22 protein-coding genes and 1 tRNA gene are annotated in these 25,263 nt (G+C 34.2%); 5 read left to right on the top strand and 18 right to left on the bottom strand.

What is annotated here, in order from left to right:
* Window positions 1–14: 14 nt before the first annotated feature.
* Window positions 15–470: a MerR family transcriptional regulator gene (locus QM512_RS01645; RefSeq protein WP_282805810.1), complete on the bottom strand. Its 456-nt coding sequence runs from the start codon at window positions 468–470 to the stop codon at window positions 15–17.
* 172 nt (window positions 471–642) lie between these two features.
* Here QM512_RS01645 and QM512_RS01640 point away from each other — a divergent pair, with 172 nt between their 5' ends.
* Window positions 643–2,115, top strand: a complete 1,473-nt coding sequence (locus QM512_RS01640; protein ID WP_282805809.1) for an MDR family MFS transporter — start codon at window positions 643–645, stop codon at window positions 2,113–2,115.
* A complete protein-coding gene (locus tag QM512_RS01635) occupies window positions 2,115–2,675 on the top strand; it encodes a DUF4811 domain-containing protein (RefSeq protein ID WP_282805808.1) in 561 nt (186 codons plus the stop codon). The genes QM512_RS01640 and QM512_RS01635 overlap by 1 nt, the downstream gene beginning before the upstream one ends.
* 39 nt (window positions 2,676–2,714) lie before the next feature.
* On the opposite strand, the gene QM512_RS01630 is transcribed toward QM512_RS01635, so the two are convergent.
* Window positions 2,715–3,377 (bottom strand): nitroreductase, encoded by a 663-nt coding sequence (locus QM512_RS01630; protein WP_282805807.1) that lies wholly within the window; start codon window positions 3,375–3,377, stop codon window positions 2,715–2,717.
* 283 nt (window positions 3,378–3,660) lie between these two features.
* On the opposite strand from QM512_RS01630, the gene QM512_RS01625 reads away from it, so the two are divergent.
* Window positions 3,661–4,791: an acyltransferase family protein gene (locus QM512_RS01625; protein ID WP_282805806.1), complete on the top strand. Its 1,131-nt coding sequence runs from the start codon at window positions 3,661–3,663 to the stop codon at window positions 4,789–4,791.
* A 40-nt stretch (window positions 4,792–4,831) separates the two neighbouring features.
* Here the strand turns inward: QM512_RS01625 and QM512_RS01620 are convergent, their stop codons facing one another.
* The 3 genes from QM512_RS01620 to glmS form a co-directional block, all read right to left on the bottom strand.
* Window positions 4,832–5,422, bottom strand: a complete 591-nt coding sequence (locus QM512_RS01620) for a Fic/DOC family protein (RefSeq protein ID WP_282805805.1) — start codon at window positions 5,420–5,422, stop codon at window positions 4,832–4,834.
* Entirely contained in the window at window positions 5,415–5,834 is a 420-nt protein-coding gene (locus QM512_RS01615; protein WP_282805804.1) for a helix-turn-helix domain-containing protein, read from the bottom strand. The genes QM512_RS01620 and QM512_RS01615 overlap by 8 nt, the downstream gene beginning before the upstream one ends.
* Window positions 5,835–5,973: 139 nt before the next feature.
* Complete coding sequence (gene glmS, locus QM512_RS01610; RefSeq protein ID WP_282805803.1) at window positions 5,974–7,785, bottom strand: glutamine--fructose-6-phosphate transaminase (isomerizing); 1,812 nt, start codon at window positions 7,783–7,785, stop codon at window positions 5,974–5,976.
* 278 nt (window positions 7,786–8,063) lie between these two features.
* On the opposite strand from glmS, the gene QM512_RS01605 reads away from it, so the two are divergent.
* Window positions 8,064–8,177 carry a type I toxin-antitoxin system Fst family toxin gene (locus QM512_RS01605; protein WP_210145487.1) on the top strand — a complete coding sequence of 38 codons (114 nt, stop codon included), beginning with the start codon at window positions 8,064–8,066 and terminating at the stop codon, window positions 8,175–8,177.
* A gap of 276 nt (window positions 8,178–8,453) precedes the next feature.
* On the opposite strand, the gene QM512_RS01600 is transcribed toward QM512_RS01605, so the two are convergent.
* From QM512_RS01600 to QM512_RS01590, 3 genes are all read right to left on the bottom strand, one after another.
* A tRNA-Arg gene (locus QM512_RS01600) sits at window positions 8,454–8,527 on the bottom strand.
* Between the two features lie 102 nt (window positions 8,528–8,629).
* Window positions 8,630–9,400, bottom strand: coding sequence for a Cof-type HAD-IIB family hydrolase (locus QM512_RS01595; RefSeq protein ID WP_257585208.1), 771 nt, complete (start codon window positions 9,398–9,400; stop codon window positions 8,630–8,632).
* A gap of 86 nt (window positions 9,401–9,486) precedes the next feature.
* On the bottom strand, window positions 9,487–12,021 hold the full coding sequence (locus tag QM512_RS01590; protein ID WP_282805802.1) for a M1 family metallopeptidase: 2,535 nt from the start codon (window positions 12,019–12,021) through the stop codon (window positions 9,487–9,489).
* Window positions 12,022–12,219: 198 nt separating this feature from the next.
* Between QM512_RS01590 and QM512_RS01585 the strand changes: the two genes are divergently transcribed.
* Window positions 12,220–14,604: a Xaa-Pro dipeptidyl-peptidase gene (locus QM512_RS01585; RefSeq protein WP_282805801.1), complete on the top strand. Its 2,385-nt coding sequence runs from the start codon at window positions 12,220–12,222 to the stop codon at window positions 14,602–14,604.
* A gap of 147 nt (window positions 14,605–14,751) precedes the next feature.
* Here the strand turns inward: QM512_RS01585 and QM512_RS01580 are convergent, their stop codons facing one another.
* The 10 genes from QM512_RS01580 to QM512_RS01535 form a co-directional block, all read right to left on the bottom strand.
* Window positions 14,752–15,612: a zinc ribbon domain-containing protein gene (locus QM512_RS01580; RefSeq protein ID WP_282805800.1), complete on the bottom strand. Its 861-nt coding sequence runs from the start codon at window positions 15,610–15,612 to the stop codon at window positions 14,752–14,754.
* A gap of 70 nt (window positions 15,613–15,682) precedes the next feature.
* Complete coding sequence (locus QM512_RS01575) at window positions 15,683–17,137, bottom strand: zinc ribbon domain-containing protein (RefSeq protein ID WP_282805799.1); 1,455 nt, start codon at window positions 17,135–17,137, stop codon at window positions 15,683–15,685.
* Window positions 17,138–17,307: 170 nt separating this feature from the next.
* Window positions 17,308–18,582 carry a sensor histidine kinase gene (locus QM512_RS01570; RefSeq protein WP_282805798.1) on the bottom strand — a complete coding sequence of 425 codons (1,275 nt, stop codon included), beginning with the start codon at window positions 18,580–18,582 and terminating at the stop codon, window positions 17,308–17,310.
* 9 nt (window positions 18,583–18,591) lie between these two features.
* Window positions 18,592–19,257 (bottom strand): response regulator transcription factor, encoded by a 666-nt coding sequence (locus tag QM512_RS01565; protein ID WP_282805797.1) that lies wholly within the window; start codon window positions 19,255–19,257, stop codon window positions 18,592–18,594.
* Between the two features lie 3 nt (window positions 19,258–19,260).
* Window positions 19,261–19,872, bottom strand: coding sequence for a GTP pyrophosphokinase (locus QM512_RS01560; RefSeq protein WP_282805796.1), 612 nt, complete (start codon window positions 19,870–19,872; stop codon window positions 19,261–19,263).
* A 149-nt stretch (window positions 19,873–20,021) separates the two neighbouring features.
* Window positions 20,022–20,432 carry an OsmC family protein gene (locus QM512_RS01555; RefSeq protein ID WP_282805795.1) on the bottom strand — a complete coding sequence of 137 codons (411 nt, stop codon included), beginning with the start codon at window positions 20,430–20,432 and terminating at the stop codon, window positions 20,022–20,024.
* 13 nt (window positions 20,433–20,445) lie between these two features.
* Window positions 20,446–21,996 (bottom strand): ABC transporter permease/substrate-binding protein, encoded by a 1,551-nt coding sequence (locus QM512_RS01550; RefSeq protein WP_282805794.1) that lies wholly within the window; start codon window positions 21,994–21,996, stop codon window positions 20,446–20,448.
* Window positions 21,989–22,951, bottom strand: a complete 963-nt coding sequence (locus tag QM512_RS01545) for an ABC transporter ATP-binding protein (protein ID WP_282805793.1) — start codon at window positions 22,949–22,951, stop codon at window positions 21,989–21,991. The genes QM512_RS01550 and QM512_RS01545 overlap by 8 nt, the downstream gene beginning before the upstream one ends.
* 413 nt (window positions 22,952–23,364) lie before the next feature.
* Window positions 23,365–24,273, bottom strand: a complete 909-nt coding sequence (gene galU / locus QM512_RS01540) for a UTP--glucose-1-phosphate uridylyltransferase GalU (protein ID WP_282805792.1) — start codon at window positions 24,271–24,273, stop codon at window positions 23,365–23,367.
* A gap of 57 nt (window positions 24,274–24,330) precedes the next feature.
* Entirely contained in the window at window positions 24,331–25,254 is a 924-nt protein-coding gene (locus QM512_RS01535) for a YihY/virulence factor BrkB family protein (RefSeq protein ID WP_282805791.1), read from the bottom strand.
* Window positions 25,255–25,263 lie beyond the last annotated feature (9 nt).

The raw sequence follows: 25,263 nt of genomic DNA, 5'->3' as shown, positions 1-25,263 counted from the left end.
AAAGGAAGCATCATTTATTCGATGCTTCCTTTTTTATCATCAATTTTTACATATCGACCACGCTCATCAACAACACCCTTGAAATGATACATTTTATCATCGTCAGTCCGTAATTCACCTAGGTCAATTTCACCATATCCCTTATCAGGATTGGTAATTTTTACATCATTAAAAGTATGTTCAAAAAAAGTGCGTACAATTTTACTCTTTACGCTAATATTTTTTGAACTCTCAAAAGCTGCTGCTAATGTAAATCCCTTATCAAGTTGTTCTTTAATAAAAACAATTAAGTAAAGCGTTGATAAATTATATCTTCTGACACCACTATTATTATCAGAAACGGGCTTAATATAGCCTTTTTCTTCCCAATAGCGTAATTGTCTTTGAGACACACCAACTACGTTGCTAACTTCGCCAATTCCTACTTCAATATTTTGAAAAACGTTATGAAGTATCTTTTTTGATTCCATTATTAATTCCTTACCCCGTAATCTTATTTATAGTGTAATAGCTTATATCAGTTTTTACAATATATATGTTAAATATTTTTACCTCAATGTAAGATAATTTGACAAAGATATTATTTAAGAATATAGTTTTTATAGTTTGTAAGATTTTTTGACAATAGAAAGGAAAATTCAAATGGATAAACAACCAACCGATATTCACGGAAAAGCCTATAATCGAAACTTGCTTGTTTTAGTATTGATCATTGGTTCTTTCTGTACAGTTTTAAACGGAACCTTACTTGCAACGGCTCTTCCTTCAATTATGCGTTCCTTTCATATCAGCACTGCAACTGCTGAATGGCTTTCAACTGCATTTTTGTTAGTTAATGGAGTTATGATCCCGATCTCAGCTTGGTTAATTAATCGCTTTGGCTCAAGAAAAATGTATTTGACAGCGATGTCAGTTTTCTTCATTGGAACTGTAACAGCTGCAATTGCTCCAAATTTTGGAACTTTACTAACTGGAAGAATTATTCAAGGACTCGGCGTTGGCGTTACGATGCCACTTCTTCAAACTATTATGCTCTCCATCTTTCCAGCTAATAAGCGTGGTGCTGCTATGGGAACAGTTGGTATCGTTATTGGCCTAGCACCAGCTATTGGACCAACTTTGTCAGGTTGGATTGTTGATAACCTTTCTTGGCGTTACCTATTCAGCATTATTGCTCCAATTGCCGGCGTCGTTATCATCTTAGCTTTCTTCTTAATTAAAGATGTTCTGCCAACTAAGAAAGAAAAAATTGATATCTGGTCAGTAACAAGTTCTACTGTTGGTTTTGGTAGTTTACTTTACGGCTTTTCAGAAGCTGGTAATAAGGGATGGACTAATCCAGAAATTTTAGGATTTATCGGTGTCGGGATTGTATTCGTTATTCTTTTTGGAATTCGTCAATTAAAGATGGAAGATCCCTTCTTAGATATTACTGTCTTTAAACACTTTGAATTTTCTTTAGCTGCTGCTCTAAGTGGAATCACTAACCTAGCAATGGTCGGAATTGAAATGGTGCTTCCATTATATATTCAAAATTTGCGTGGCGTTTCAGCCTTTCACTCAGGTTTAATGTTATTACCTGGTGCCTTAATGATTGGAATTATGTCTCCTATCACTGGACGTTTATTTGATAAATATGGCGCCCGTAAAATGGCGATTACTGGTATGACACTCTTAACGCTAGGTACTATTCCATTTGTATTTTTAACTGAACAAAGTTCATATACTATGATTATCGTTCTTTATGCTATTCGAATGGTCGGAGTAGCTTTAGTAATGATGAATGTAACTACATCCGGGATGAACTCTTTGCCGCTAGACAAAATTTCACACGGAACAGCCGTTAACAATACTTTTAGACAGGTTCTAAGTTCAATTGGTACTGCTATTTTAGTTTCAATTTTAACCACTACAACCAACAACCATATGCCGGCAAAAGAACTACTTCATACCCTTCCACTTCAATATAAAAATCAAGCAATCAATGCAACTTTAGATGGATTCCACGCTTCATTTGCAATGAGCATTGTCTTTGCTTTAGTTGCTCTAGTGCTTGCTTTCTTCTTAAAGAAGGGCAACCGTGCACGTGAGAATCAAGAAGAGGTGAATGGCTAATGATAATCGTAATTTTAATTCTCGCAGCAATTTTATTTATTTACTTCAATGTTATCCCTGGCAAAGGACACACCCTAGTTTCATGGATTTCCTTAGTTATTACTTCACTCTGTATTCTTGGTATTGTTGCACATGACTACAATCACTGGGGAATGAAAACTAAAACTGTATCTTCTACTCAAACTCTAGTTTCAAGCGCTAACTCAGCTCTTCCAATTCTCCTTTATCAACCTCTAGGTAACGGAACAGAAAAAGTATACTTGTATAAGACCAACAATGATCAAAAAAAGCCTAAAGCAATTAAACTAGATAAGGTTTCAACTAAAATTAAGCAGGGTAAAACAGCTAGTCTTAAGATAAGAACTACTCGCTATGTTTACAAAGATAATTTTAGTCGGATTATGTTTAATGTATTTAGTCATAACAATGAGTTGAAGCATCGAGAATATATTTTTACTCTTCCTTCGAACTGGAGAACTCTCTCAACCAAAGATATGCAAAAATTACAAAAACAAATGCAAGAAAAAATGCAGGCCCAAAAGACTGCATCCCTTCATTAATTATTCTTACCAAAAAGACGCCCCAACGTGGCGTCTTTTTTAGTCCTTAATTTTTAGCATCTCGTCGAGTGCTACACGCGGAGCACGGTATTCGTTTACTCTAGTAGCCATATCAGCGTATCCCAAAGCAATTCCCATTGCTAACCATTCAGAGTCTGGAATATTCATAATCTCTTTAACAGATTCTGGAAACTTTACGATTTCATAAGCCGGCATTGAATCAATTCCCATTCCTTTGGCTGCTAGCATCAAAGTTTGGCTAAAAGCCCCTAAGTCATAGTCTGACCACTGATTGGAATCCTTAGGAATTGTTAAGTAGCAAATTACTGGTGCATCATAAAGACAGATTTGTAATTCTTGCCGTGTCAGATTAGATAAGTCAGGATTCTCCCAAAATTTTGCTGTTGCTTCATTATGCTTTAACATATTTTCTCTTGGAAACTTAGCCCAGTCTTCTCGGTGAGTAGTTGGCCAATCTGGATTTGCTTTAACCCCATTCTTAACATTTTCAGCATGACGCTTTTTAATTGCTGCTAAAGTTTTACCTGTCGCAATGTACACTTTCCAAGGTTGTGAATCTACCCATGAAGGTGCATGTTGTGCTAACTCAACAATTTTATCTAAACTTTCTCTGGAAATTTTATCATCTGGATTAAATAGGCGAACTGCATGCCGAGTTAAAATTGCTTCTTCTACATTCATTTTTATACCTTCTTTATTAGAAATAACATTTTAATTTTAATCCTTTATTGTTCTAAAATAAAAAGCTGCAATCAGTTATGACTGCAGCTTAACATGATCTAATGAAGAAAAATAAATTGTTACACTTCTTAGGAGGAGAAGTTTCGATCAGTCGCCTATATCTTAGTTCAAATTTTAATAATTGTTAAGTAAATTCTTATAGCAAACTTGTCTTTTTTCTAAAAAGTACCTATATTAAAAATGAGCTTCTACATATTTTCTCTAATTAAAAGAGGATGAATTCATGAAAAAATATCAATTTTCATCATTTAAAATAGCAGATATTGGTGACTATTTAAAAGTTTTCGCCTGTACTGCCGTCATGGCACAACCTATTATGCCAATGGTTATGAATACTGGACAACCAATCCATACACAAGATATTTTTTGTATTTTATATAATTTAGTTAAATATACGGCCCCGGCTTTTATTTTTGGTATTTTATACACAACAATTAGAGTCAGCGATTTAAAAGATAATTTTTCATATCAACAGTATTTTCGTGCTAACTGGTCTAACCTATTTGTTCCAACTATCTGGTGGACTTTGGTTTATCTACTCGGAATGCCATGGGAACAACAAATAACCAAATATCATAACTTTCAAACTTTTTGCTGGCAATTTATTAATGGAAATGCAGCGCCACATCTTTGGTACAATACAATGATGTTGCAATTTATCATCATAATGCCATTCTTTTGGGTACTCAGTCGTTATGTTGGGAATAACGCAAAGCGTGGGGAAATTATTGCAATTATCACCTTCATACTTTATTTTTCCTGGCTCTGGTTCTATGACACCTATGTTTTTCATGGTATCCATCAAAATGATTGGTACTTACTAGATAGAATCTTTATTTCATTTTTCATCTATGGCGTTTATGGAGTTTTAGCCTGGCAATTACGTAATTGTGTCAACGCATTTCTAACCAAATTTTGGTGGCTACTTAGTATTATTTTTATTATTTGCTTAATTTGGACCAATATTGAACTACAAAGTTTCGGTCATCCAATCAATTTCAATAATGCTCCATACTATAAACCATCCATGACATTTTACGCTTTGGCTGTGATTGCTCTTATTGCTACTTTTTGTCTCCATCAAGTAAAAAAGAATTCTAAGACTAGCTTAAAAGTTTTTCATTTTTTAGCTATTTATGCTTACCGTGCCTATCTCTCTAATGTATTTTGGAATCAGCTTATTTGGCGAGGCCTTAATATGCAGTTTCACGCTCATTACCATCCCTTTTTAACATTTTTGGGAACGTGGATTTTAACCTGGATCTTATCATTTTCTTCCGCCTACTTACTACATCTCGCTTGGAGCTGGCTTAAAGAAAATAAATTGAGAAAAATTAATTTTCTATTCAACTAAAAATGCATTCTAATGGTGTAATTCATCACTAGAATGCATTTTATTTAGTATTTATTTTATTTGATTTTGGTTTCACTTTAATTAACTGAGCAATTCGGTTAATATCAGCATTATTTTGGGCCATAATCAATTCTTTATTTGATCTTGGATAATCAATCACTTGATTATGATTAGCAGCCAGAGCCTGCAGGAACAGCTTACTGCTTCTACCGTTTCCTTCTCTAAAGGGATGCAGATAGTTCAAACGATCAAGTAAAAAAGCATAATCTGTATCTACTAATTCTTTCTTAGCTGTTAATTGCTTGATCTTTTCATCTATTTCTTCAATTCCAAACTTAATTCGAGTATATTCTAAAAATTCAGTATCTCCTTTAGTTAGCTCATAATCGCGAATTTGGCCAGCCCAATCATAAAGCCATCCAAACATAATTTGATGTATTTTCTTTAAGTCTTCTACACTAGTAATCTTTTTGTTCTCCCTTAAAAAAGCAAGTGCGCGGACTGCAGAGCCCAAATATTCTTTTTGGGCTAACTCAGCTGCATCAGTAATATTAAGCTTATTTTTAAGCGTTCCATTTGGATAAAGAAATTTCTTACGATACCATTCTGTATCCCGCACTTCATCAGTCATCTTCTTCACCCCAAATCCGGTTAATATCAGCCTGTAGTTCAGCAGATGGATTAAGAGCTTCATCAAGTAATCTTAAAATGTCCTCCTCATCAGGCTGCCATCCCTCTAAGTGTTCACTTTCTACTACAAAACGAATTTGTTCGTAAACTTCAGGATCTTCAATATAGATTCCTTGAATCATTTGATGATGATCATTAATCTTCAGAGCATAAACTGGATCAAGGAGTTCTAATAGATCTCCTGGTCGCATATTCAAAGATGATGAAAAAGCCGATAAGATCGAACTTGACCAATTATCAGGATTTTCATTAAGTGCCTTTTTTAAGTCTTGCTCTGCCAAGTTCTGAGTTTGTGAAATATCTTTTAACGTCAGTTGGTGATTCGTAAGTAGAATTGATATTTTTGATAGCATAATTATTCCTCGTTGATTATTAACTATCTTTATTTTAAATCAAATGCCCATATTTTCGACAAAAAATACTTAAATAAAAAATAGCGAATTAGTCACTTTAAACATCACTAATTCGCTATTTTACTAACTTATTTAAATTTTATTCAACTGTAACACTCTTAGCTAAGTTACGTGGCTTATCAACATCTAAGCCCTTATCTTTAGATGCATAGTAAGCAAGAAGTTGTGCTGGCACAACAGTTAAAAGCGCAGACATGTAGTAGTTAATTTCAGGTAATACGACATCGTCGCCTTCTCTAGCAAAATCCTTACCAGCAATTGTAATAATATTAGCTCCGCGAGAAACAACTTCTTGAATATTACCGCGAGTTAGGTCAGCAGTTGCTGGATCATTAATCAAAGCAATAACGGGAGTGCCTTTTTCAATTAGAGAAATGGTTCCATGTTTTAATTCTGCTGCTGCAAAACCTTCAGTTTGAATGTATGATACTTCCTTAAGCTTTAAAGCCCCCTCTAATGCAACAGCATAGTCAATTCCACGGCCAATATAGAAAGCATTGCGTGACTTAATCAAATACTTGTCAGCAATTTCTTTTAAACTTTCCTTGCTATCAACAAGTTGTTGCATTCCTTCAGCAGCAATAGCCAAATCATGCTTCAAGTTCCAATCTTTTGCATCTTGATTATTAAGTGCTTCTCCCAAGGCTTTAGCAAGTACTGCTTGAACAGCAATTTGAGCAGTATAAGCTTTAGTAGATGCAACCGCAATTTCCGGACCAGCTTCTAGTAACATAGTATAATCTGCTTCTCTCGATAAAGTTGATCCTTCTACATTAGTAATAGTCAGACTTGGAATATTTCGCTTATTAACTTCTTTTAGAACAACACGTGAATCAGCAGTTTCACCTGATTGAGTTAAGAAAATAAAGAATGGATTCTTACTCATCATTGGGAAGTGATAGCCAGCTTCTGAAGCCAAACCAACTTCTGTTGGAATACCAGTGTAGTGTTCTAAGAGAGTTTTTCCTACTAAGCCGGCATGATAACTAGTACCAGCTGCATAAATATAAATTCGGTCTGCTTTAGAGATAGAATCAATGATTTGAGGCTCAACCTTAACGTCACCATTTTCATCAAAATAAGTTTGAGAAATTTTACGCATTACGCTTGGTTGCTCATCGATTTCTTTTAACATATAGAATTCATAAGTACCTTTTGAAGCAGCATTTGGATCAATATCCAATACATGAGGCTTACGTTCGACTTTCTTACCATCAACGGTTTCAATTGTGTAAGAATCCTTGGTAATATCACCTACATCACCATCTTGCAAGTCGACAAAGGTCTTAGTTTGATCCAAAACAGAAATTGCGTCAGAAGCAATAATATTAAAACCATCACCCAGTCCTAACATCATTGGTGATTTATTCTTAGCAATAAAAACATGATCTGGCTCAGTATTATCAACTAAGAGAAAAGCATATGAACCCTTAACGAGTTTCAAAGCTTCTTTAAAGGCAGAAAAGCCATCTAAGTTCTTTTCACGAGCAATCTTACCAATTAATTGAACCACTACTTCAGTATCAGTATTTGAATGGAATTTAACGTCTTTTAGATACTTTTCCTTTAATTCAGCATAGTTCTCAATTACACCATTATGCACCAAGTAAAAACGCTTAGTTTCATCAAAATGAGGGTGTGCATTGTCAACAGTTGGCTTTCCATGAGTAGCCCAGCGAGTATGACCAATTCCAACTAAGCCTTGCTCATCTGGGGTTAACTTCTCCTTTAAGTTAGAAATTCTCCCAACTGCCTTAGTTAAATATTCATTGCCGTTTAAATCATTTAAATAGATACCTGCTGAATCGTAGCCACGATACTCTAGATTAGTTAAACCATTTAAAATAATGTCTCTTGCAGGCTTTCCAACCACACCAACAATTCCACACATAATTTTTTCTCCTTTGGTATAGTTCATTTTAAATAAATGGACTATCGTTAATTCGTTGTTATATGAGCAATAATAACCCTATATTTAAAATTGGTCAAGAGGTTTTATTTACAATTGGTATATATCAAAAAGAAGGAAAATTGTACAAAAAAAGACGCTCCATGCGGAGCGTCATATCAGTGATTTGGGTGAGATTCGAACTCACGATTATACATATTATTATATATCTAATTTTGATATAATTATTTTTGGCAACTATTACCTCCCATCGAAAGGAGGTGAGCGTCTTGAAAGACTTCCTTACTTCGGTTGTCGCCCCTATCCTTGTGGGGATAGTGCTTGCACTATTCGATCACTGGTTAGATGATCGGCATAACAACCGTAAACATTAATAGTTGCCTTTCTACCCTCAACGCTTAGAAGGTTGCACTAAGCGATAAAAAAAGCATTACCTTTTGTGACGACTAGGTAATGCTTTTTGAGTGCTTGAAATATTAACTTCCTTACTTCGTTGCAAGTAAAGTATAACATGTTTGAAACTTGTTATACAACTTATTAATTAACCTATCGCAAAAAATACTACTACAGAAAAATATGCTTGGGGGTCATTTGGGGGTCAAATAAAAAATTGCACAAAAAAAGACGCCCCATACGGAGCGTCATATCAGTGATTTGGGTGAGATTCGAACTCACGACCCACGGTTTAGAAGACCGTTGCTCTATCCAGCTGAGCTACCAAACCAATTCCTTAACAGAACATATTCTAGTATAGGGAAAAGGAAGGTAGATGTCAATTATTTTTCGAAAAAAAATTTATTTTTTTCGAAAAATATCTTATTACTATTTATATCAACTTATAATGCATACTGGCATTATATATTCCATCTTTATTAATATCAGTAGTTACATAGTCTGCGATTTGCTTAACGTGCTCTTCTCCATTACCCATAGCAACTCCAACTTTAACAGCTTTAAGCATCTCTAGATCATTTTCACCATCACCGAACGCCATTGCATCATCTAAAGTTTGATTCTGTAGCTCAAGATACTTTTTAATACCAGCCAACTTACCACCATTTTTTGAAATGATATCTACTGCATATTCATTCCACCAACTTAATTTACAATTAGGCAATTCATCAACCAAAGTCTTTAATTCATTGCGATCTCCGTAGGCAATAAACTGATAAACTTCTTCACCATGATATTTGCCAATTGGCGCAACTTTACTAGAAACTGCCTTTTGAGCAGCAACGACTTGATCAGTTACAAAATTAATGTATGGTCCTTCTTTACCAATAGTAGTAATGGGGACCCTTTTTTCTTTAATTAATTCAATCATCTTTTCAGTATCTACTTCATCGATTGGATTACCAAAAAGTTCTTTTCCATTTTCATCTAAACAGAGCTGTCCATTCATCGTCACATAACCATCAAATTTTATATCTTTGACCGGCAATTTCTTTAATTGACTCATATCACGCCCAGTAGCTAGTACAAGTTTTACTCCATTTTCACGTAAAAGCTCCAGTGTCCTTTTAGTACTGGCTGGTACGCTATCTGTCTTATGAGAAACTAATGTCCCGTCAACATCAAAAAAGATTGTTTTTATCAAATTAAGTCACCCCTATTTTATAAATTATATCAAAAATGCGCTTTCAAAACTGAAAGCGCATTTTTTAGTAGATTTAATCTTTATTTTTAAGCGATTGCTTTAGCAATTGCAGCATTAACAGCAGCCTGTTCCTTCTTAACCAAGTTTACCTTAGTTTCAATTACTTTAGTATCCATCTTAATTTCACGAGTTAAGCCTGGAGTGTTGATCTTTGGTTCAAAGAAGTCCTTAAATTGGTTCAATCTTTCTTCAGTATGGAAAATATTTGCTGTTACAGTAATGAAAGTAGCAAATTCCATGTCGCCACCAACAGTTGCTTCAAGCCATGGCCACTCTAATCTAATCCAATTCCAAGCTTGTTCTTGACCAAATGGGTTAGCTAACACATTTCTATACCATGCACGTAAGTCTTGTGGCTTAATAATTTGTGCATTTTCAAAATCATCAACAATTGCGTCAATAATTTCAGGCATCTTGGTTGAAGTAATACCAGCACATAAGTCTTGTTTCAAACTTGCATCAGAAGTTTCTTGGTACTTCTTAAGCAACTTATCAAACAAGGTCATATTACCAAAGTTCTTAACTTCGTTGACTAAAACAGCGCTTCTAATGTCAGCTGAAATACCCTCTAAGTTATCAGAATTTTCTGAGTAAATAGCATGAAGGCCATTAATAGTATCGTCATTTTCTGCGTACAGAGAAGCAGAAACAACATATGGTCTAGTCAAATTATCATCATTAGATTCGCCATCTTTAGGAAGTAAGCCTAAACGCTTAACTTGCTTTTCAGAAAGCAAATTGTAAAGTTTCTTTAACTGCTTTTCTTCATCTGAGCCAGGAGTTACAAAATTACGCAAAGTAGCCATAATTCTGTACAAGGCGTTATTAACAATTGGTGAAGTAGAATCTGCAAAGTTAGGAAGAAGTGGCACAATATCTGCATAAGACATTTGGCCACCTTCTGCTAATAATCTAAAGTCTTGCAATAATTGCAATTTATCAACTGCATCTAACTCATCAACATGGCTTAAGATATCATCCAGTAAGGTTTGATCATACTTAACAATAAAATCAGAATTATTACCAACATTTAAGCGGAATGGAGTGCCGTTATTAGCGAGTAAATCAGCGTAATCACCAACAACTAATTCCTCATCCTTCATAATCTTAGGAACTGCAGCATAGTTAGAGTTCAATGGAATTTGCCACTTACGCCCAACTTCCTTACCTTCGCCAATGAAGAATTGCTTTTGAGTTAAGACTAGCTTGCCATCTTCAACTTTAGCATTAACTACTGGATAACCTGGTTGCTCTAACCATGAATGCATAATCGCACCAATATCTAAGCCACTTGCTTCACCAAGTGCCTTCCATAAGTCATCTCCTGTAGCATTGCCATACTTATGAGCTGCAAAATACTTCTTTAATCCTTCACGAAGTGCCTTATCTCCAAGTAATGCACGTACCATTACCAACATTCTTGAACCTTTTGCATAAACAATTGCTGAATCAAATAAGGCATCAATTTCTGCAGGGTCATTGACCATCACGTGAACTGATTGTACACCGTCAGTTGCGTCTCTTTGAAGAGCAGCTGGAACTTCTGAAGTTTGGAACATTTCCCAAATCTTCCAATTTGGTTCCAAGGCGTCGATTGCTACATATTCCATCATGTTAGCAAAACTTTCATTAAGCCATAAGTTGTCCCACCACTTCATTGTTACTAAATCACCAAACCATTGATGAGCTAGTTCATGAGCAATAACAGTTGCAACTAATTGCTTCATTTCTAATGAAGTATTATCTGGATCAAGCAATAAGTATGCTTCACGGTAAGTTACACAGCCCCAGTTTTCCATCGCACCTGCTGAAAAGTCAGGAAGTGCTACTTGATATGAATGCTCTAATGGATATGGAGTTTCATAGAAGTCTTCAAAGAATTCAATTGAACGCTTAGCAATATCCAAAGCAAAGTCTAGTTCCTTTGCTTGGTGTGCTTTGGTTGCAAACACTCCAATTTCAACGCCAGATTTAGTTTTAGTTAACTTTCTTTGCATATCGCCAAAGACAAAGGCAACCAAGTAGCTAGACATACGTAAAGTTGGCTTAAAGTAGTGAACACCATCTTTAAACTTTTCTTCTGGTTGGTTAGAAATAATTGTTTCGCCAGGCTTCTCATCAAATTTAATGGCAAGAGCAAAAGTAGCTTTAGCTTCAGGCTCATCCACACATGGAAAGGCTTGACGAGCAAAGGTAGTTTCAAATTGGGTACCAACTAATTGCTTCTTTTCTCCGTTAACTTCGTAATAAGAAGGATAAATACCCATCATTGAATCAGTTAACTTGCCTTCAAAGTCAACCTCAATCTTCATCTTGCCAACTTTTCCAGCTTTAATATTAATTACTTCTTCCTTATCGTTGTAGTCAAAATCAGCTTTCTTTTGATCTACACGAACTGAAGTAATCTTTAAGTACTTTTGATTTAATTTAACTAATTCTTCTTGTGCATCCCCAACGACAACGGTTTTACCATGGAATCTCTTTTTTTCACGGCTAATATCTAAATAAATGTCGTAATGATCTGGATGAAAAGTTTCATAAAAGCGTTTAACTTCTGCCATACTAGGACCTCCAATATTTTTAACTTCTCAATTATTTATTATAAGAAATTAAAATCTTACTTACCAGTTTTTAGATTAAATTAAAAATAATTTAGGTGATCAGTAAAATTTGAAATATTGTTTAATTCTTCTTTTATTCAATTAAAACTAGTAAAATAAAAATTAAGAGAAATAGAAAAAAGGAGTGTTCTTATATATATGAAATATAATCAATACGGCTATTTAAAAACCGATTTTGACCAAATGGTTAAAGAATTAGAATCTATTAACTTCTTACCTGATACTTGGAAAGAAAATAGTTTTTCTGATCTTTTAGCTACTCTAGTTGAGAATTCAGTTGCGGAAGCAAAAACTTACGGTGCAAAAGAAGCTAAGCTTGCAGAGTTCGCAGTTAGCGAAAATGAAAGTCTAAAAGATTTTTTGGCTAAAGAACCGGCTACAATTTCACGCAATAGTTTCTATAATATTGCCTTGCAATTACTCGGCTATCATGTAGGATATGACTATGATTTAAATGATCCACTTGCTCGCATGAAAGCGAATGCTCTTCCTTATACCGAAAAAGAAGAGATTGACCGTGATGAATTAATTAAGGTCTTCTATCATTTACTTAATACTCGCGCCAAAAACGGTCAAACCTTCATTGATAATATGGCTGGCAAGGGATATTTTACTCAATTTTACGGTAATAATAAGTTTATGTTCTTTAATGGAAAATCTTTACCTGTTTTTGATATGAGTAAGGTAATCCGTGAAGTTGTTTATGTCGAAAGCGATCTTGATACTGATGAAGATGGCAAGCCTGATTTACTTCAAGTAACTGTCTTTCGTCCATATCAATCAAACAACTTCAAGTTCCCTGCACTTTATACAGCTGACCCCTATTTCGGCGGAATTATTGCTAATGAAAAACGTAACCACAATGTTGACGTTAACTTAGAAGACGCAAGTAAGAGTACTTATCCTAAATATGAAGCAATGCCGACTGCTAAGGCTAAAAAGCCAGCTAGCGAAGATCAAGCAGCAACTGAAGAGGCAGTCCACAAAGCAGCCTATTCTTTAAATGAATACTTGCTTGCACGCGGTTTTGCTAATGTCTATGCAGGTGCAATCGGAACAAGAGGTTCAGACGGTTTGAGAATCACTGGTGCTCCAGAAGAAACTGAAAGTGCTAAAGAAATCATTGAATGGCTTCATGGAGACAGAATTGCTTATACTGACCGTACGAGAAAGCACGAAACTAAAGCTTCTTGGTGTAATGGCAATATCGGAATGACCGGCCGTTCATACTTAGGTACGCTTCAAATTGCAATTGCAACTACGGGTGTTGCCGGACTTAAAACAGTTGTTTCAGAAGCAGCAATTTCTTCTTGGTATGATTACTATCGTGAACATGGTCTCGTTATTGCTCCAGAAGCTTGTCAAGGTGAAGATTTAGATATGCTGGCTGAAACTTGTCAATCTAACCTTTGGGATGCTGGCGACTATCTCAAGATTAAGCCGAAGTTTGATGCTATGCAAAAACGTCTTTTAGAAAAATCAGATCGTGAAACTGGTCAATATTCTGACTTCTGGGAAGCTAGAAATTACCGCCATCACACCGACAATATTAAGTGTTCTTGGATCTCAGTTCATGGGTTAAATGACTGGAATGTTAAGCCAAAGAATGTTTATAAAGTTTGGCAAAAAGTATCTAAATTACCAATTGCTCATAAATTATTCTTGCACCAAGGGCCGCACTACAACATGAATAACCTACTTTCAATTGACTTCTCAGACCTAATGAACTTATGGTTCTGTCATGAATTATTAGGCATTAAAAATAATGCTTACAAACAATGGGAAGATGTTATGATCCAAGATAACTTGCAACCAGATATCTGGCATGAAGAACCAACTTGGAACAACGAACTAGGTAAAAAAGAAATTTACTTCCCTGATAAAAAAGGTAATCTCTTAAAAGATGGCGGCGAAGATAATGATAAACTTTCATTCACAGACCAAGGTGGTAAAGTCTTCAAAGAAGCTAAAATTTCCGAAGGTAAATGGCAATATGACTTTATCTCTGGTGAAGAAAAGTGGCTTGATCAACAATTACGCTTTGTAACTGATGAGTTCATTCATACTGTAACTTTAGTTGGCCGTCCTAAGATTAAAATGAGTGTTGCTAGCTCTCTTCCAAAGGGACAAATTTCAGTAGCCTTAGTTGATTTAGGATCAAGAAAACGTCTTACTCCTATTCCTAAATCATTCAATGATCAAATCCAAGAATTAGGCTATCGCTTTGGTACAGAAGTAATGAAGGAATTTGTTCCTGATAAAGAAACTAAAGCTAAGCTAATTACTAAGGGTCATATGAACGTCCAAAACTACGCTGATATGAAACATGCAGAAAAGATTGAAGCAGGTAAATTCTATAACTTAGAATTCGAATTGCAACCTACCTTCTATCGCTTACCAGCTGGTGCAAGATTAGGTTTGATTATCTATTCAACCGATCAAGGAATGACTAAGCGTCCGCTTGAAGATGAAACTTATACAATTGACTTAGATAAGACTCAATTGATCTTTCATGAAATGTAAAAAAAGGAGATAATTTAGATGGAAACTTCAAGTTCAACCATGTATTGGATTCATTTTTAAGATGATAATTTAAAAAATATAATATATACAAAAAAGCAGCTAGTCTTCACATCTGAAAACTAGCTGTCTTTTTATCTCGTATTAAATTTAATAGTTAAAGAAAGATTTAGTAAAGTTACCAAAAATAGTTTGTGCCTGACTAATAACTTGATTCTTAAGAATTAAACAAACTACACCTGCTACTACTAGCATAATTATCACATAGATAATAACACCCCAGAAAGAATCACGATTCTCTCCATGCCCTTCGCAAATAGAAACTGCCCCGGCAATTAAAAAGAGCAAGCCAGCAAATAAGGCTAAAAGACTAATAATTGAAATTAACCCTTTATAATCAATAAAGCTTAAAAGCGTTACGGCTAAAACTACAATGGCATTAATATTACTTAATTGAACAATCTTATTGGTATAATCTAAAAATGCTGGACTTTTTTCATTAACAAATTTATGAGCAAAATATGATCCAACAACTACTCCAGCTCCTAATAGGAAAACTGCTAAAAACAAATCAATTGTAAGGCTATGAAATACCTGGTTGAAGTTATTTTGAAATTCAGTATTGTTCGAGGTATTGATTCCGGTAATTTGAATTACGGCTTTCTTAATTCCAAAGACGGTTCCCCAGATGAAAAGAACCATTTCAATTAAAATAGTAACAATTCCATACCATTTTTCGCCTTTCTGATTGGCACTTGGCGTTTTCCAAGAAGTAACAAACCAATTCCACAAGCTATCTTTATCAAAATTTTTAACTGCTGCTGTAACTCTTGAAAATGTTTCATTTTCTTGCAGTTTATTTACTGAATTAGACTTAGATGAATCCTTAGATTGACTATTTAGATTCTCTTGATCGTTTGCAGCAGAAATATTTCTAAGATCTGTCCCACAAACAGTACAAAAGTTTACATCAGCTTCCATTTCAGATCCACAATTTGGACACTTCTTCACAATAAATCCCACTTTCTATTTTCTTAAAATATGTATGTCATTCCACTGTTTATTTTTGTATCTTTCAGCTTTAATCATCATTATCTGAATCAGAATCACTATTGGTATCAGTATCATTACTACTGTCTCCAGTAGTCACTTTATGATCTTTAGTTAATTTACCTGTACCAATCTTTTTAATTTTAGCACCTGATTCATCTTTTTCATTAGTTAAAACGGCATTTGTATATTGCATTACTTGAACACGATCATAATCATCATGGACAAAAGTCCATTTAACGCTATAAGTTACTTCAGATGAATTATTATCATATGGCGTAATTGATTGAACACTTACTTCTGATTCAACATTACTAATATCATCTTGATCCTTATAACTATCAATCATCTTCTTCATTTCAACATAGTCGCTATTATCACTACCATCAACGAATTGGTCTGGATCAGGAATATCAAAAGCATCACTTAATACGCTTTTTGCGTCATCCTTATTTACTAAACCTTTCCATTCAGGTTTAATTACATACTTATTACCATCTGTACTAATCGTATCAGTGCCATCAGACGCATAATCAAGACCTTCTGAAAGATTATCAATAGTTTCCGATTGAATAGTTCGATTATTTACGGCAGCACGAACATAAAGATTCATATTACCAGAAATTGGATATTCTTTCAGAAGTAATTTTCCCTTGCTATTTAATGTTCCAACTTTCTTATCATTTATATAAACAATTCCATTGGGCAAACTTTTAATTTCAAGTGTTTCAGTCTTAATATTTAAATTGACCGTTTTATTAGACCAAATATCTGTTTCAGCAGTTGTAGAAAGCTTTCTTCCTTGAACTGTTGATTTAATTGAAAAGTTATATTGGCCCGGTAAAAGAGGTTCCAATTTCTTTGAATAATCGCTTGCACTACCTGTTAGTTTTCCAATGTTTTTACCATTCATTTTCACTTCTGAATTTGAATGGTTAGTACGGACTGTTGGTGTAAATGCTGGAACTTGCAACTTATATTTGGGAAACAACAAAAAATATCTGCCAGTTTGTTCAAAGTTTACACCATAACTATCAGTTTGATGCTCAAGCGCATAAATTGCATTATCTGCTTGTGTTTTATGATTAGAATAGTATCTTTGAAGTGGTTTAACATTTTCATCTGTAACCTTCAAATCAGGATCAGTAGAAGTAATATACTGACTTACCTTTTTATTTGGATCTTTCAAAGCAGAAACAATTCTTCTCACTTGATTATGTTCACTATAATAACTAGATCCCCATGCATAGAAACAAACAAATAAGACAGCAAGCACGCCAACAATGCTAAGAATAATTTTATTGCGTTTACTCATTGGTTTCTTTTTTGAGTGCTGAATTTGCGAGCGAATTTCATCGCCATTTTTCTGAATTATTGGCTGTGATGGTTTTGAAATCTTTTCTTTCTTTAATTTATAACCACAATTTGGACAGAAGTCTGCTTCTCCTTTTATTTCTTTACCACAATTTGGACAAAATTTTTCCATTTCTTACCCCTTTAGAAAAACACTTTAATCAAAATAATTTGATTAATTCCCACAGTATTTTCGTTAAAACACACCTTTTCTAATAAAACATAAGAATTAAAAAATGTACATACTTTTTTTAATTCAACACAAAAAAGCAGTTAGTCTTCAAACCTGAAAACTAGCTGCTTTTATTTTGCTAATCTTAAAATCACTGTGAAAACAATCATGTCATCTTTATGACTAACGTGAATCTTACCATGGAAAGTTTGCACAATCTCTTGTGCCATTGCTAAACCAATACCAAATCCAGACTTCTTTGAATTATGAGATTCATCTTCACGATAAAACCTCTCAAAGAAATGAGAATAATCTTTTCCCTTACCTTCTTTATAAGTATTCGCAACTTTTAAAATTGCATTTGTTCCAAGCTTACCTTTAACAAGGCTTACCCTAACTTCTCCATCTTTATCACAATACTTACGTGCATTATCGAGCAAAATATTTGTCAATTCACTTAAAATATTACTTTCAGCTTTAACATACAAATCAGGCATAATCATCGCATTATATTTCAAGTCATTCTTCTGCATTACGGACTTAAAACTTGTAACATTCTTTTTGACTATTTCAGAAAAGTTTACCTTATTTAAAACAACTTCTCCAGTTTCACCAGTCCTAGCTAAAGCAATTAAACGATTAATCAATCTAGTTAAGCGATCAACCTGCTCTTTTGTACTTTTATTCCATTCTGAATTATTCCCCAGCATTTCTTCCATTTCAGTATTAGCCGAAATAATTGCTAAAGGAGTCTTTAATTCATGCCCCGCGTTAGTGATAAATTCGCGCTGCTTACGATAAGTGGTAATAATTGGCCCAATTGCCTTTTTCGATACCAAAATCAAAATCAGAGCAAAAACAATCAAGGCAATAATTCCGAGTACTATTGATACTCTAAGCAATAAAGAAAAACGATGGTATATCAATGATTCATTTAAATAAACAATGAATTTGTATCCTTTTTGATTCTTACCTACTCGGTAAGCATACTGATTATTACCAATATCAATGGATCCACTAGTTGATTTATTCTTAAAAATTTGCTTACTAGTCTTAAGAATCTCTGATCTACCAACATCATAGACGTTATCGTCATTTACAATACGAGGCGTATTATTGTACGTACTAGCTACGGTAAAATAACGATATTGAAAAACAGCTTCCGGATTATATTCTCCTGATAAAAAATTCTTATTAATTGGATCCTTTTGATTACCAAAAACTGGCTTAGCAGTTCTAGGAGTTAGTTGCCCTTGATTATTAACTAAGGCTGTTAAAACCCGATCAACTTCATTATGACTCTGAGTGTAACTAACTCCTAACAAGGCACCTAAAGTTATGACTAAAACTACGAACAATGCAGTGATCGACATTCCAATAAACTTCCAGCGAAATTTTTGAATCATTAATCTCACCTACCTAATTAATGAAAAACTACCACCTTTTTCACCTACAATCTGGACTGAACTTTGAATCGATTGCAGCTTTTGTCTCAAGTAAGAAATATAAATCCACACTACATCTTCATTAGCATCGTCTTCATCTTTCCAAACATGCGCTAATAAATCAGAAGTTGAGAATTCTTTACCTTCATTAAGCATTAAGTAATTTAAAAGTTGCGTTTCTTTACTGCCTAATCGAATTGAATTATGACTTACTAATTCCTGTTCAGCAACATTTAAGGCAAGATCCCCAACCTCAACCTCATTAGGTGTATATTGGTCATCGCGCCTTTCTTTTGAACGTAAGCGTGCAAGTAGCTCTTTTAGTGAAAATGGTTTAGTCAAATAATCATCAGCTCCACTATCTAAGCCAGTTACTCGATCATCAATTTCTGCCTTTGCAGTAAGCATTAAGACATAGGTCTTATCGCCACTTTTACGAATTTGTTTTAGCGCCGTAATTCCATCCATAATCGGCATCATGATGTCTAAAATAATTACATCGTATGAGTTCTTTTTAGCAAGTTCTACTGCATCCCGACCATTAAAAACAGCATCGACGTCATAATTAACGCTTTTCATTGCTGCTACTAAAACACGGGATAACTGTTCTTCATCCTCTGCCAGCAAAATCTTCATAATTTAATCTTCCTCTCTAATTAAATGACGCAAAGTCTGCATGCTTACATCACAAGACGCTAATTCATCTGCAACTCGCTTTAGCTCTTTACCAATCATTTCAGGATTCTTTATCTTATGCTTATATTTCATTTCATGCTCTAAACTTGCCCAGGTATCCATTGCAATCGTTCTAAGCTGTACTTCAACATAGTAGTGTCCTGGATTATTGCCTTCAATATCTTTCTCAGGTCTTTCAACATCTAAAATCATGTGGTAAGAACGATAGCCGTTAGGTTTGGCATTGGTGATATAGTCTTTTTGCTTAACAATTTCTACATTATCCCAATCTTTAATCAGGTCAATACAAGTATAAATATCATCAATAAAATTACAGACAACGCGAATACCAACACTATCTCGATTTTCTTTCAAAGCTGACTCAGGATTTACTGGCAATTCTTTTCGCTGACATTTTTCAATCATACTCTCAGGTCTTTTAACCCGACCAATTAGGTGTTCATAGAGACTATCGCCGGTTTGTTCCTGGTGAATTTTATTTTCTTCTTTAAAGTGATTCAGTATCTGATTAAGTAACTCATCTAAAACTGGAGTGTAGCCACCATAAATATCCATATTTATCCCTCTTTATTGGTTTACTAATATTATAGCAGTCGATATTTTTCTAATAACTATAATAATGTTAATTTTAAAAAATTTTGCTTTTTATCGAAAAAACTTAAAAAAATGCCCCTAGTCTGACCGACTAAGAGCATCTTGAAATATTATTTTTCTAATTCTACGTAGGTTTTAACACTTTGAGATACTGTTTGATAAACAGTTGAAACATGTAGAGTATGAGCTAAAAATTCCTGCTTTTCTTCTTGAGACATAGAGCTGTCAAAAGAAACTGTAATTAACATTTCACTAACAACGGACTTCCCATGGCCGAGCTTAGTAGTAATTGCCTGGTTAGTTACCTTAAAGTTCTTTACATCTAAATGATGGACATTTGCAATCATCCCTGCAGAAATTGAGATACAAGAATTCACTGCACCTGCTAAATACTCTACTGGATTAGGAGCAACATTTTTACCGTTTGCTGATTCATCAGCCATAAACTTATTCTTCTTAGTTCTATTTTCAATTTGCCAAGGAGTATCAGTTAATTCACTTTTTACTGTATATTTTGTCATTTTTATCTCTTTTCTAAATTAATCCATGCTTTACTAAATAATCATGAGCTACTTTAGCTGGCTTTTCATGCTTAACATTAACCTGATAATTCATTTCCTGCATTTCTTGAGTTGTAATTTTACCCGCTAATTTATTTAATGCTTTTACAATTTGCGGATTTCTTTCTGCAAATTTTGCTCTCATCAAAGGTGCACCTTGATATGGTGGGAAGAATTTTTTATCGTCATCAAGCATCACTAAGTTGTACTTCTTAATCTCAGCATCAGTAGTGTAGCCATCAACTACATTGGCCTGATTGTTAGCGATAGCGTGATAACGAATGCTTGATTCAGTACTTTTAATGGAAGCAAAGTCCAGCTTGTAAACATTCTTTAAACCTGGATAACCATCTTTTAAGGAAGTAAAATCTGGGTCAAAAGCCGCATGAACTTTTTTATTTACTCGATTTAAATCACTCATTTTAGTTAGGTGATTATCTTTAGCAAACTTTTGGGTTGTAGCTAAAGCATAACCATTTTGATAAGCCATTGGCTTTAGGTATTCCATGCCAAATTGTTTCTTTAAGTCGCTTCTGGCTTCAACGTAAGCCTGATTTGGATCATTGCCAGTCTTTTTACCCGTTTTAACTAATGTCTGTAAGACTGTTCCTGTAAATTCAGGATAAATGTCAACCTTATCTGTTTGAAGTGCCTTGAACAAAAATGTTGTTCCACCAAAATTAGGTTTTAAGACTACCTTTGTATTTGGATCATTTTTCTCAATCAAATCCTTATACATATTAATTAAAATAGCAGGTTCAGATCCCATTTTTCCGGCAATTGTAATTGTTTGTTTTGGTTCAGCAATATTATTCTTTGAAGTACTAGTAAAGTGAGTATATAAACTACTTCCGCCCCAAATGAGCAAAATTCCAGCAATAATAATACTTCCCCACTTGAGTCGTTTATTATTTTTAGCAATAAATTTTAAAACGCCACTAAATACTAGGGCAAGAAGAGCAGATAAAATAGCGCCCATTAGAACTTCTGTATTATTGTTTGAATTGATACCAACATAAATGTAAGTACCCAAGCCTCCGCCGCCAATCAAAGCTGCCAAAGTTGCAGTACCAATAATCATTACCAAAGCAATTCGAACTCCAGCAAAAATCATCGGCATTGCCATTGGAATTTCTAATCGCTGTAACTTCTTCCATTTTGTCATACCAAAGGCTGTAGCAGCTTCTTCTAAGTTTTCAGGAATATCAGTTAAGCCTGAATAAGTATTCTGAAAAATTGGCATTATCGCATATAAAACTAGAGCAATGATTGCAGGCATTGTTCCAATTCCGACAAATGGTAGCAGTAAACCTAAAATTGCTAAGCTTGGAATAGTTTGAATAATTCCAGCAATTTGCAATGTGAATTCAGCTGCCTTTTTATGTCCTTTTAAGATAAAAGCTAATGGAATTGCAATGACCATTGCAATAAGAAGCGCAATCAGCGAAATTTTAATATGTACAAGCGTTGTAGCCCAGATTTGATCATGTTCTGTTATCAGCATTTGCCACAAAGATTTAATCATTTCCAGCCACCCACTTTAAAAAGAAATTCCAAACACGTTTTGGTTCAATTAAAAACTCGCCAAATTCTGTTTCCGCAATAAATAAACTATTGGGATGATTAGAGCAATCTTTAATCAAATCTTGCACACTATACACATGATAGCGAACTAAAGTCTCTACCTTTGGATAAAATCTAGGATCTACTCCTAACTCGCTCTTAAGCAAGGTTTCCAGATCAAGTTTTTGATTAATACGATTTCCTGCAAAAAACTCTTGAACAAACTTTGTTGCAGGATGACGTAAAATTTCTCTGGGCTTCCCTACTTGTTCTAATACGCCCTTATGTAACACACCTATTGTATTGCCTAGCCGAATTGCTTCCTGCATATCGTGCGTTACAAATATCACAGTCTTATTGAGCTGATCATGGAGATTAAGCAATAAATCTTGTAATTGTTTTCTCACGACTGGATCAAGCGCAGAAAAAGGCTCATCCATAAGAACTACCTCAGGATTTGCAGCTAGCGCACGAATAATTCCTACTCTTTGTTGCTCACCGCCTGAAAGCTCATTTGGCATCCGATCGCAATACAATTTTGGATCTAAATCAACACATTTTAGCAATTCTTCTTGCTTCTTACGTCGCTCTTTTCGACTAACGCCTTCTTGCTCTAAGACAATTGTAATGTTCTCACCAACAGTCAAATTTGGAAACAAGCTGGCCGTCTGCAAAACGTAGCCTGTTTTTTCTCTTAATTTACGTAAATCGTAGTCTTTTATTGATTTATCATCTAACAATATCTCACCTTTTGTTGGTTCAATCAGTCTATTAAACATTTTTAATAGCGTAGTCTTGCCACTGCCACTAGGCCCAACTAAGACGAAGATATCTCCTTTTTTTACTGTAAAAGAAACATCTTTTAGGATTTCTTGCTCGTGATAGTTCTTTGAAATATTTTTGTATTCAATCATCATTTAATCCTTATAAAAAAATATTACTTATATTTTCTCACTACTTATAAGGAATTGGCAAAAAGATTACATTTTTTGACAAAAAAAGATTGATCATCCTTTATTTCAAACATAAAGTAATAACCAATCTCTTTGTAGATTATCATTTTTTATTAATTCACTCATTTTAGATACTAGTAAACCATTCTTGGAGATATCATAATTGAAAAGATATATTTGTTTCAATTGCTGAAAACCGAATTCATAGTATTTCTCATCTTGATCATAAGCTAAAATACTTGAGATTGTTCGTCGCTCTCTGGATAAAACTTCTTATGAAAAGATTCTCATTACTATTACATAACAACAAAAAGAATAATTATTAAAAAAAGAAACTATCAATTGATAGCTTCTTTCTAACATGCTAATAAAAATTATTATTTATTCTTATTAGGCTTTTTATCTTCATTTTGTAATTTTTGGCCCATTGCAATGATGTACTTACGTAAATCATCTTTAATTTGTGGGTGAGATAGACCATATTCAATTGATGTTTCAATGTAACCTTCCTTGTTACCAACATCATGACGTTCACCGTTAAATACGTGAGCAAATACTCGTTGAGTCTTATTCATCGTATCAATAGCGTCAGTTAATTGAATTTCACCACCACGACCAGGTTTTTGATGTGCTAAGATATCAAAAATTTCTGGAGTTAATAAGTAACGACCAATGATTGCGTAATCACTAGGTGCCTTATCAACATCAGGCTTTTCAACAAAGGCCTTAACATTAATTAAGCCCGGTTCAATTTCACTATCTGGATCTATCACACCATACTTAGAAACTTCTTCATGTGGTACAGGCATAACAGCAATAGTTGATGCATGAGTCTTGTCATAACGATCAATTAATTGCTTAGTTAGTGGAACCTTGTCCTCCATCAAATCGTCACCAAGCATAACAGCAAATGGTTCATCCCCAACGAAGCTACGAGCTCTTAAAATCGCATCTCCTAAACCAGCTGGATGTGGCTGACGAGTGTAGTAAAGGTTAACGCCTAAATTAGTAATTGATTGGGTCAAGTGTAAAAGCTCAGTCTTACCCTTTTCTTCCAAATCTTGTTCTAGTTCTGGGTTAGCGTCAAAGTGGTCTTCAATTGAGCGCTTGTTCTTACCAGTAACAATCAAGATATCTTCAATTCCTGATTTTTTGGCTTCTTCTACAATAAATTGAATTGTCGGTTTATCAACAATTGGTACCATTTCTTTAGGCATAGCCTTAGTTGCAGGTAAAAATCTAGTACCTAATCCAGCTGCTGGAATAACTGCTTTTCTTACTTTCATTTTATTCTCCTCACAAAATAAGCTTTCCATAGTGTATTTTACCAAACTTACGTTAACTTATTTAGGTATTTTTTTATTTTTCCTAAAAATTCTCAAAATCGGGCTTTGACTATATTCAATCTTTCTATCTTTTAATTCATTACCTACTGCATTGATACAAATTCCAAGCAATAGTAATAATGAACCTACATTCAGCCACAACATGAAAATGATAAATGAACCTACAATCCCGTAGTTTTGCCAGCGCGTCCCAAATTGTCTTAGGTATAAACCAAAGAAATATGACAGGGCGCTCCAACTTATTACAGTAAACCATACTCCGGGCCAAACCACACGTTTTTTAACTCGGATATTCGGAATCACATAATTAATATATAAGTTAACAATAATGGTCATAATAATGATAATCGGCCAACGGTAATTTTCTAACTTATATACCCACCATAATGATAGATTAAAAATTGGCGCTAAAAATTCCATAATTTGTCTACCAAAAGTGAAAATAAAGATTATTACTGAAAAACCAACTACTAAGATTACAGAAAGTGCAAAAGTAAAAGTCCTAGCTAGTAAATAATTCCACCAAGACTTTCCTTTTTCTTGCTTATCAACACCATAAATCTTATTTGCAGCTAGACGAATTGAATTAACCAAACAACTTAATGACCAAATTGCAATCACAATACCCAAGGAAATAAAGCCACTTGAATGCTTCTTCAATAAGGCATTAATAATTGGCATGATTAAACTTGAAACTTGAGAGGGAAAAATCAACTCAAGATAGCGAGCAATTGGTTTAGTATCGATACTAAATAAAGGCAAAACATTTCCAATAATAATGATTATTGGAAAAATACTCAGCAATACATAGTAAGCAATAATAATTGAAGTCTGGTTTATTTCGCCTCGACTAATATATTTAGATAATAATTGAAAAAACTCTGTTGTACGGTTTTTAGTCTGATTGAGAAAAGATTTCATAAACTTTAC

It is taken from the genome of Lactobacillus isalae, assembly GCF_947539375.1.
Taxonomy (GTDB): Bacteria; Bacillota; Bacilli; order Lactobacillales; family Lactobacillaceae; genus Lactobacillus; species Lactobacillus isalae.
This window is presented reverse-complemented; position numbering and strand designations above follow the sequence as displayed.

Excerpts from the sequence above, each read along its gene's own strand:
- QM512_RS01550 (WP_282805794.1), bottom strand. The coding sequence starts at position 21,996 with ATGATTAAATCTTTGTGGCAAATGCTGATAACAGAACATGATCAAATC.
- QM512_RS01585 (WP_282805801.1), top strand. The coding sequence starts at position 12,220 with ATGAAATATAATCAATACGGCTATTTAAAAACCGATTTTGACCAAATG.
- QM512_RS01635 (WP_282805808.1), top strand. The coding sequence starts at position 2,115 with ATGATAATCGTAATTTTAATTCTCGCAGCAATTTTATTTATTTACTTC.
- galU (WP_282805792.1), bottom strand. The coding sequence starts at position 24,273 with ATGAAAGTAAGAAAAGCAGTTATTCCAGCAGCTGGATTAGGTACTAGA.
- QM512_RS01555 (WP_282805795.1), bottom strand. The coding sequence starts at position 20,432 with ATGACAAAATATACAGTAAAAAGTGAATTAACTGATACTCCTTGGCAA.
- QM512_RS01535 (WP_282805791.1), bottom strand. The coding sequence starts at position 25,254 with ATGAAATCTTTTCTCAATCAGACTAAAAACCGTACAACAGAGTTTTTT.
- QM512_RS01630 (WP_282805807.1), bottom strand. The coding sequence starts at position 3,377 with ATGAATGTAGAAGAAGCAATTTTAACTCGGCATGCAGTTCGCCTATTT.
- QM512_RS01620 (WP_282805805.1), bottom strand. The coding sequence starts at position 5,422 with ATGACTGATGAAGTGCGGGATACAGAATGGTATCGTAAGAAATTTCTT.
- QM512_RS01640 (WP_282805809.1), top strand. The coding sequence starts at position 643 with ATGGATAAACAACCAACCGATATTCACGGAAAAGCCTATAATCGAAAC.
- QM512_RS01560 (WP_282805796.1), bottom strand. The coding sequence starts at position 19,872 with ATGGATATTTATGGTGGCTACACTCCAGTTTTAGATGAGTTACTTAAT.
- QM512_RS01625 (WP_282805806.1), top strand. The coding sequence starts at position 3,661 with ATGAAAAAATATCAATTTTCATCATTTAAAATAGCAGATATTGGTGAC.
- QM512_RS01645 (WP_282805810.1), bottom strand. The coding sequence starts at position 470 with ATGGAATCAAAAAAGATACTTCATAACGTTTTTCAAAATATTGAAGTA.
- QM512_RS01545 (WP_282805793.1), bottom strand. The coding sequence starts at position 22,951 with ATGATGATTGAATACAAAAATATTTCAAAGAACTATCACGAGCAAGAA.
- QM512_RS01575 (WP_282805799.1), bottom strand. The coding sequence starts at position 17,137 with ATGGAAAAATTTTGTCCAAATTGTGGTAAAGAAATAAAAGGAGAAGCA.
- QM512_RS01615 (WP_282805804.1), bottom strand. The coding sequence starts at position 5,834 with ATGCTATCAAAAATATCAATTCTACTTACGAATCACCAACTGACGTTA.
- QM512_RS01590 (WP_282805802.1), bottom strand. The coding sequence starts at position 12,021 with ATGGCAGAAGTTAAACGCTTTTATGAAACTTTTCATCCAGATCATTAC.
- QM512_RS01570 (WP_282805798.1), bottom strand. The coding sequence starts at position 18,582 with ATGATTCAAAAATTTCGCTGGAAGTTTATTGGAATGTCGATCACTGCA.
- glmS (WP_282805803.1), bottom strand. The coding sequence starts at position 7,785 with ATGTGTGGAATTGTTGGTGTGGTTGGAAAGCCTGCAAGAGACATTATT.
- QM512_RS01565 (WP_282805797.1), bottom strand. The coding sequence starts at position 19,257 with ATGAAGATTTTGCTGGCAGAGGATGAAGAACAGTTATCCCGTGTTTTA.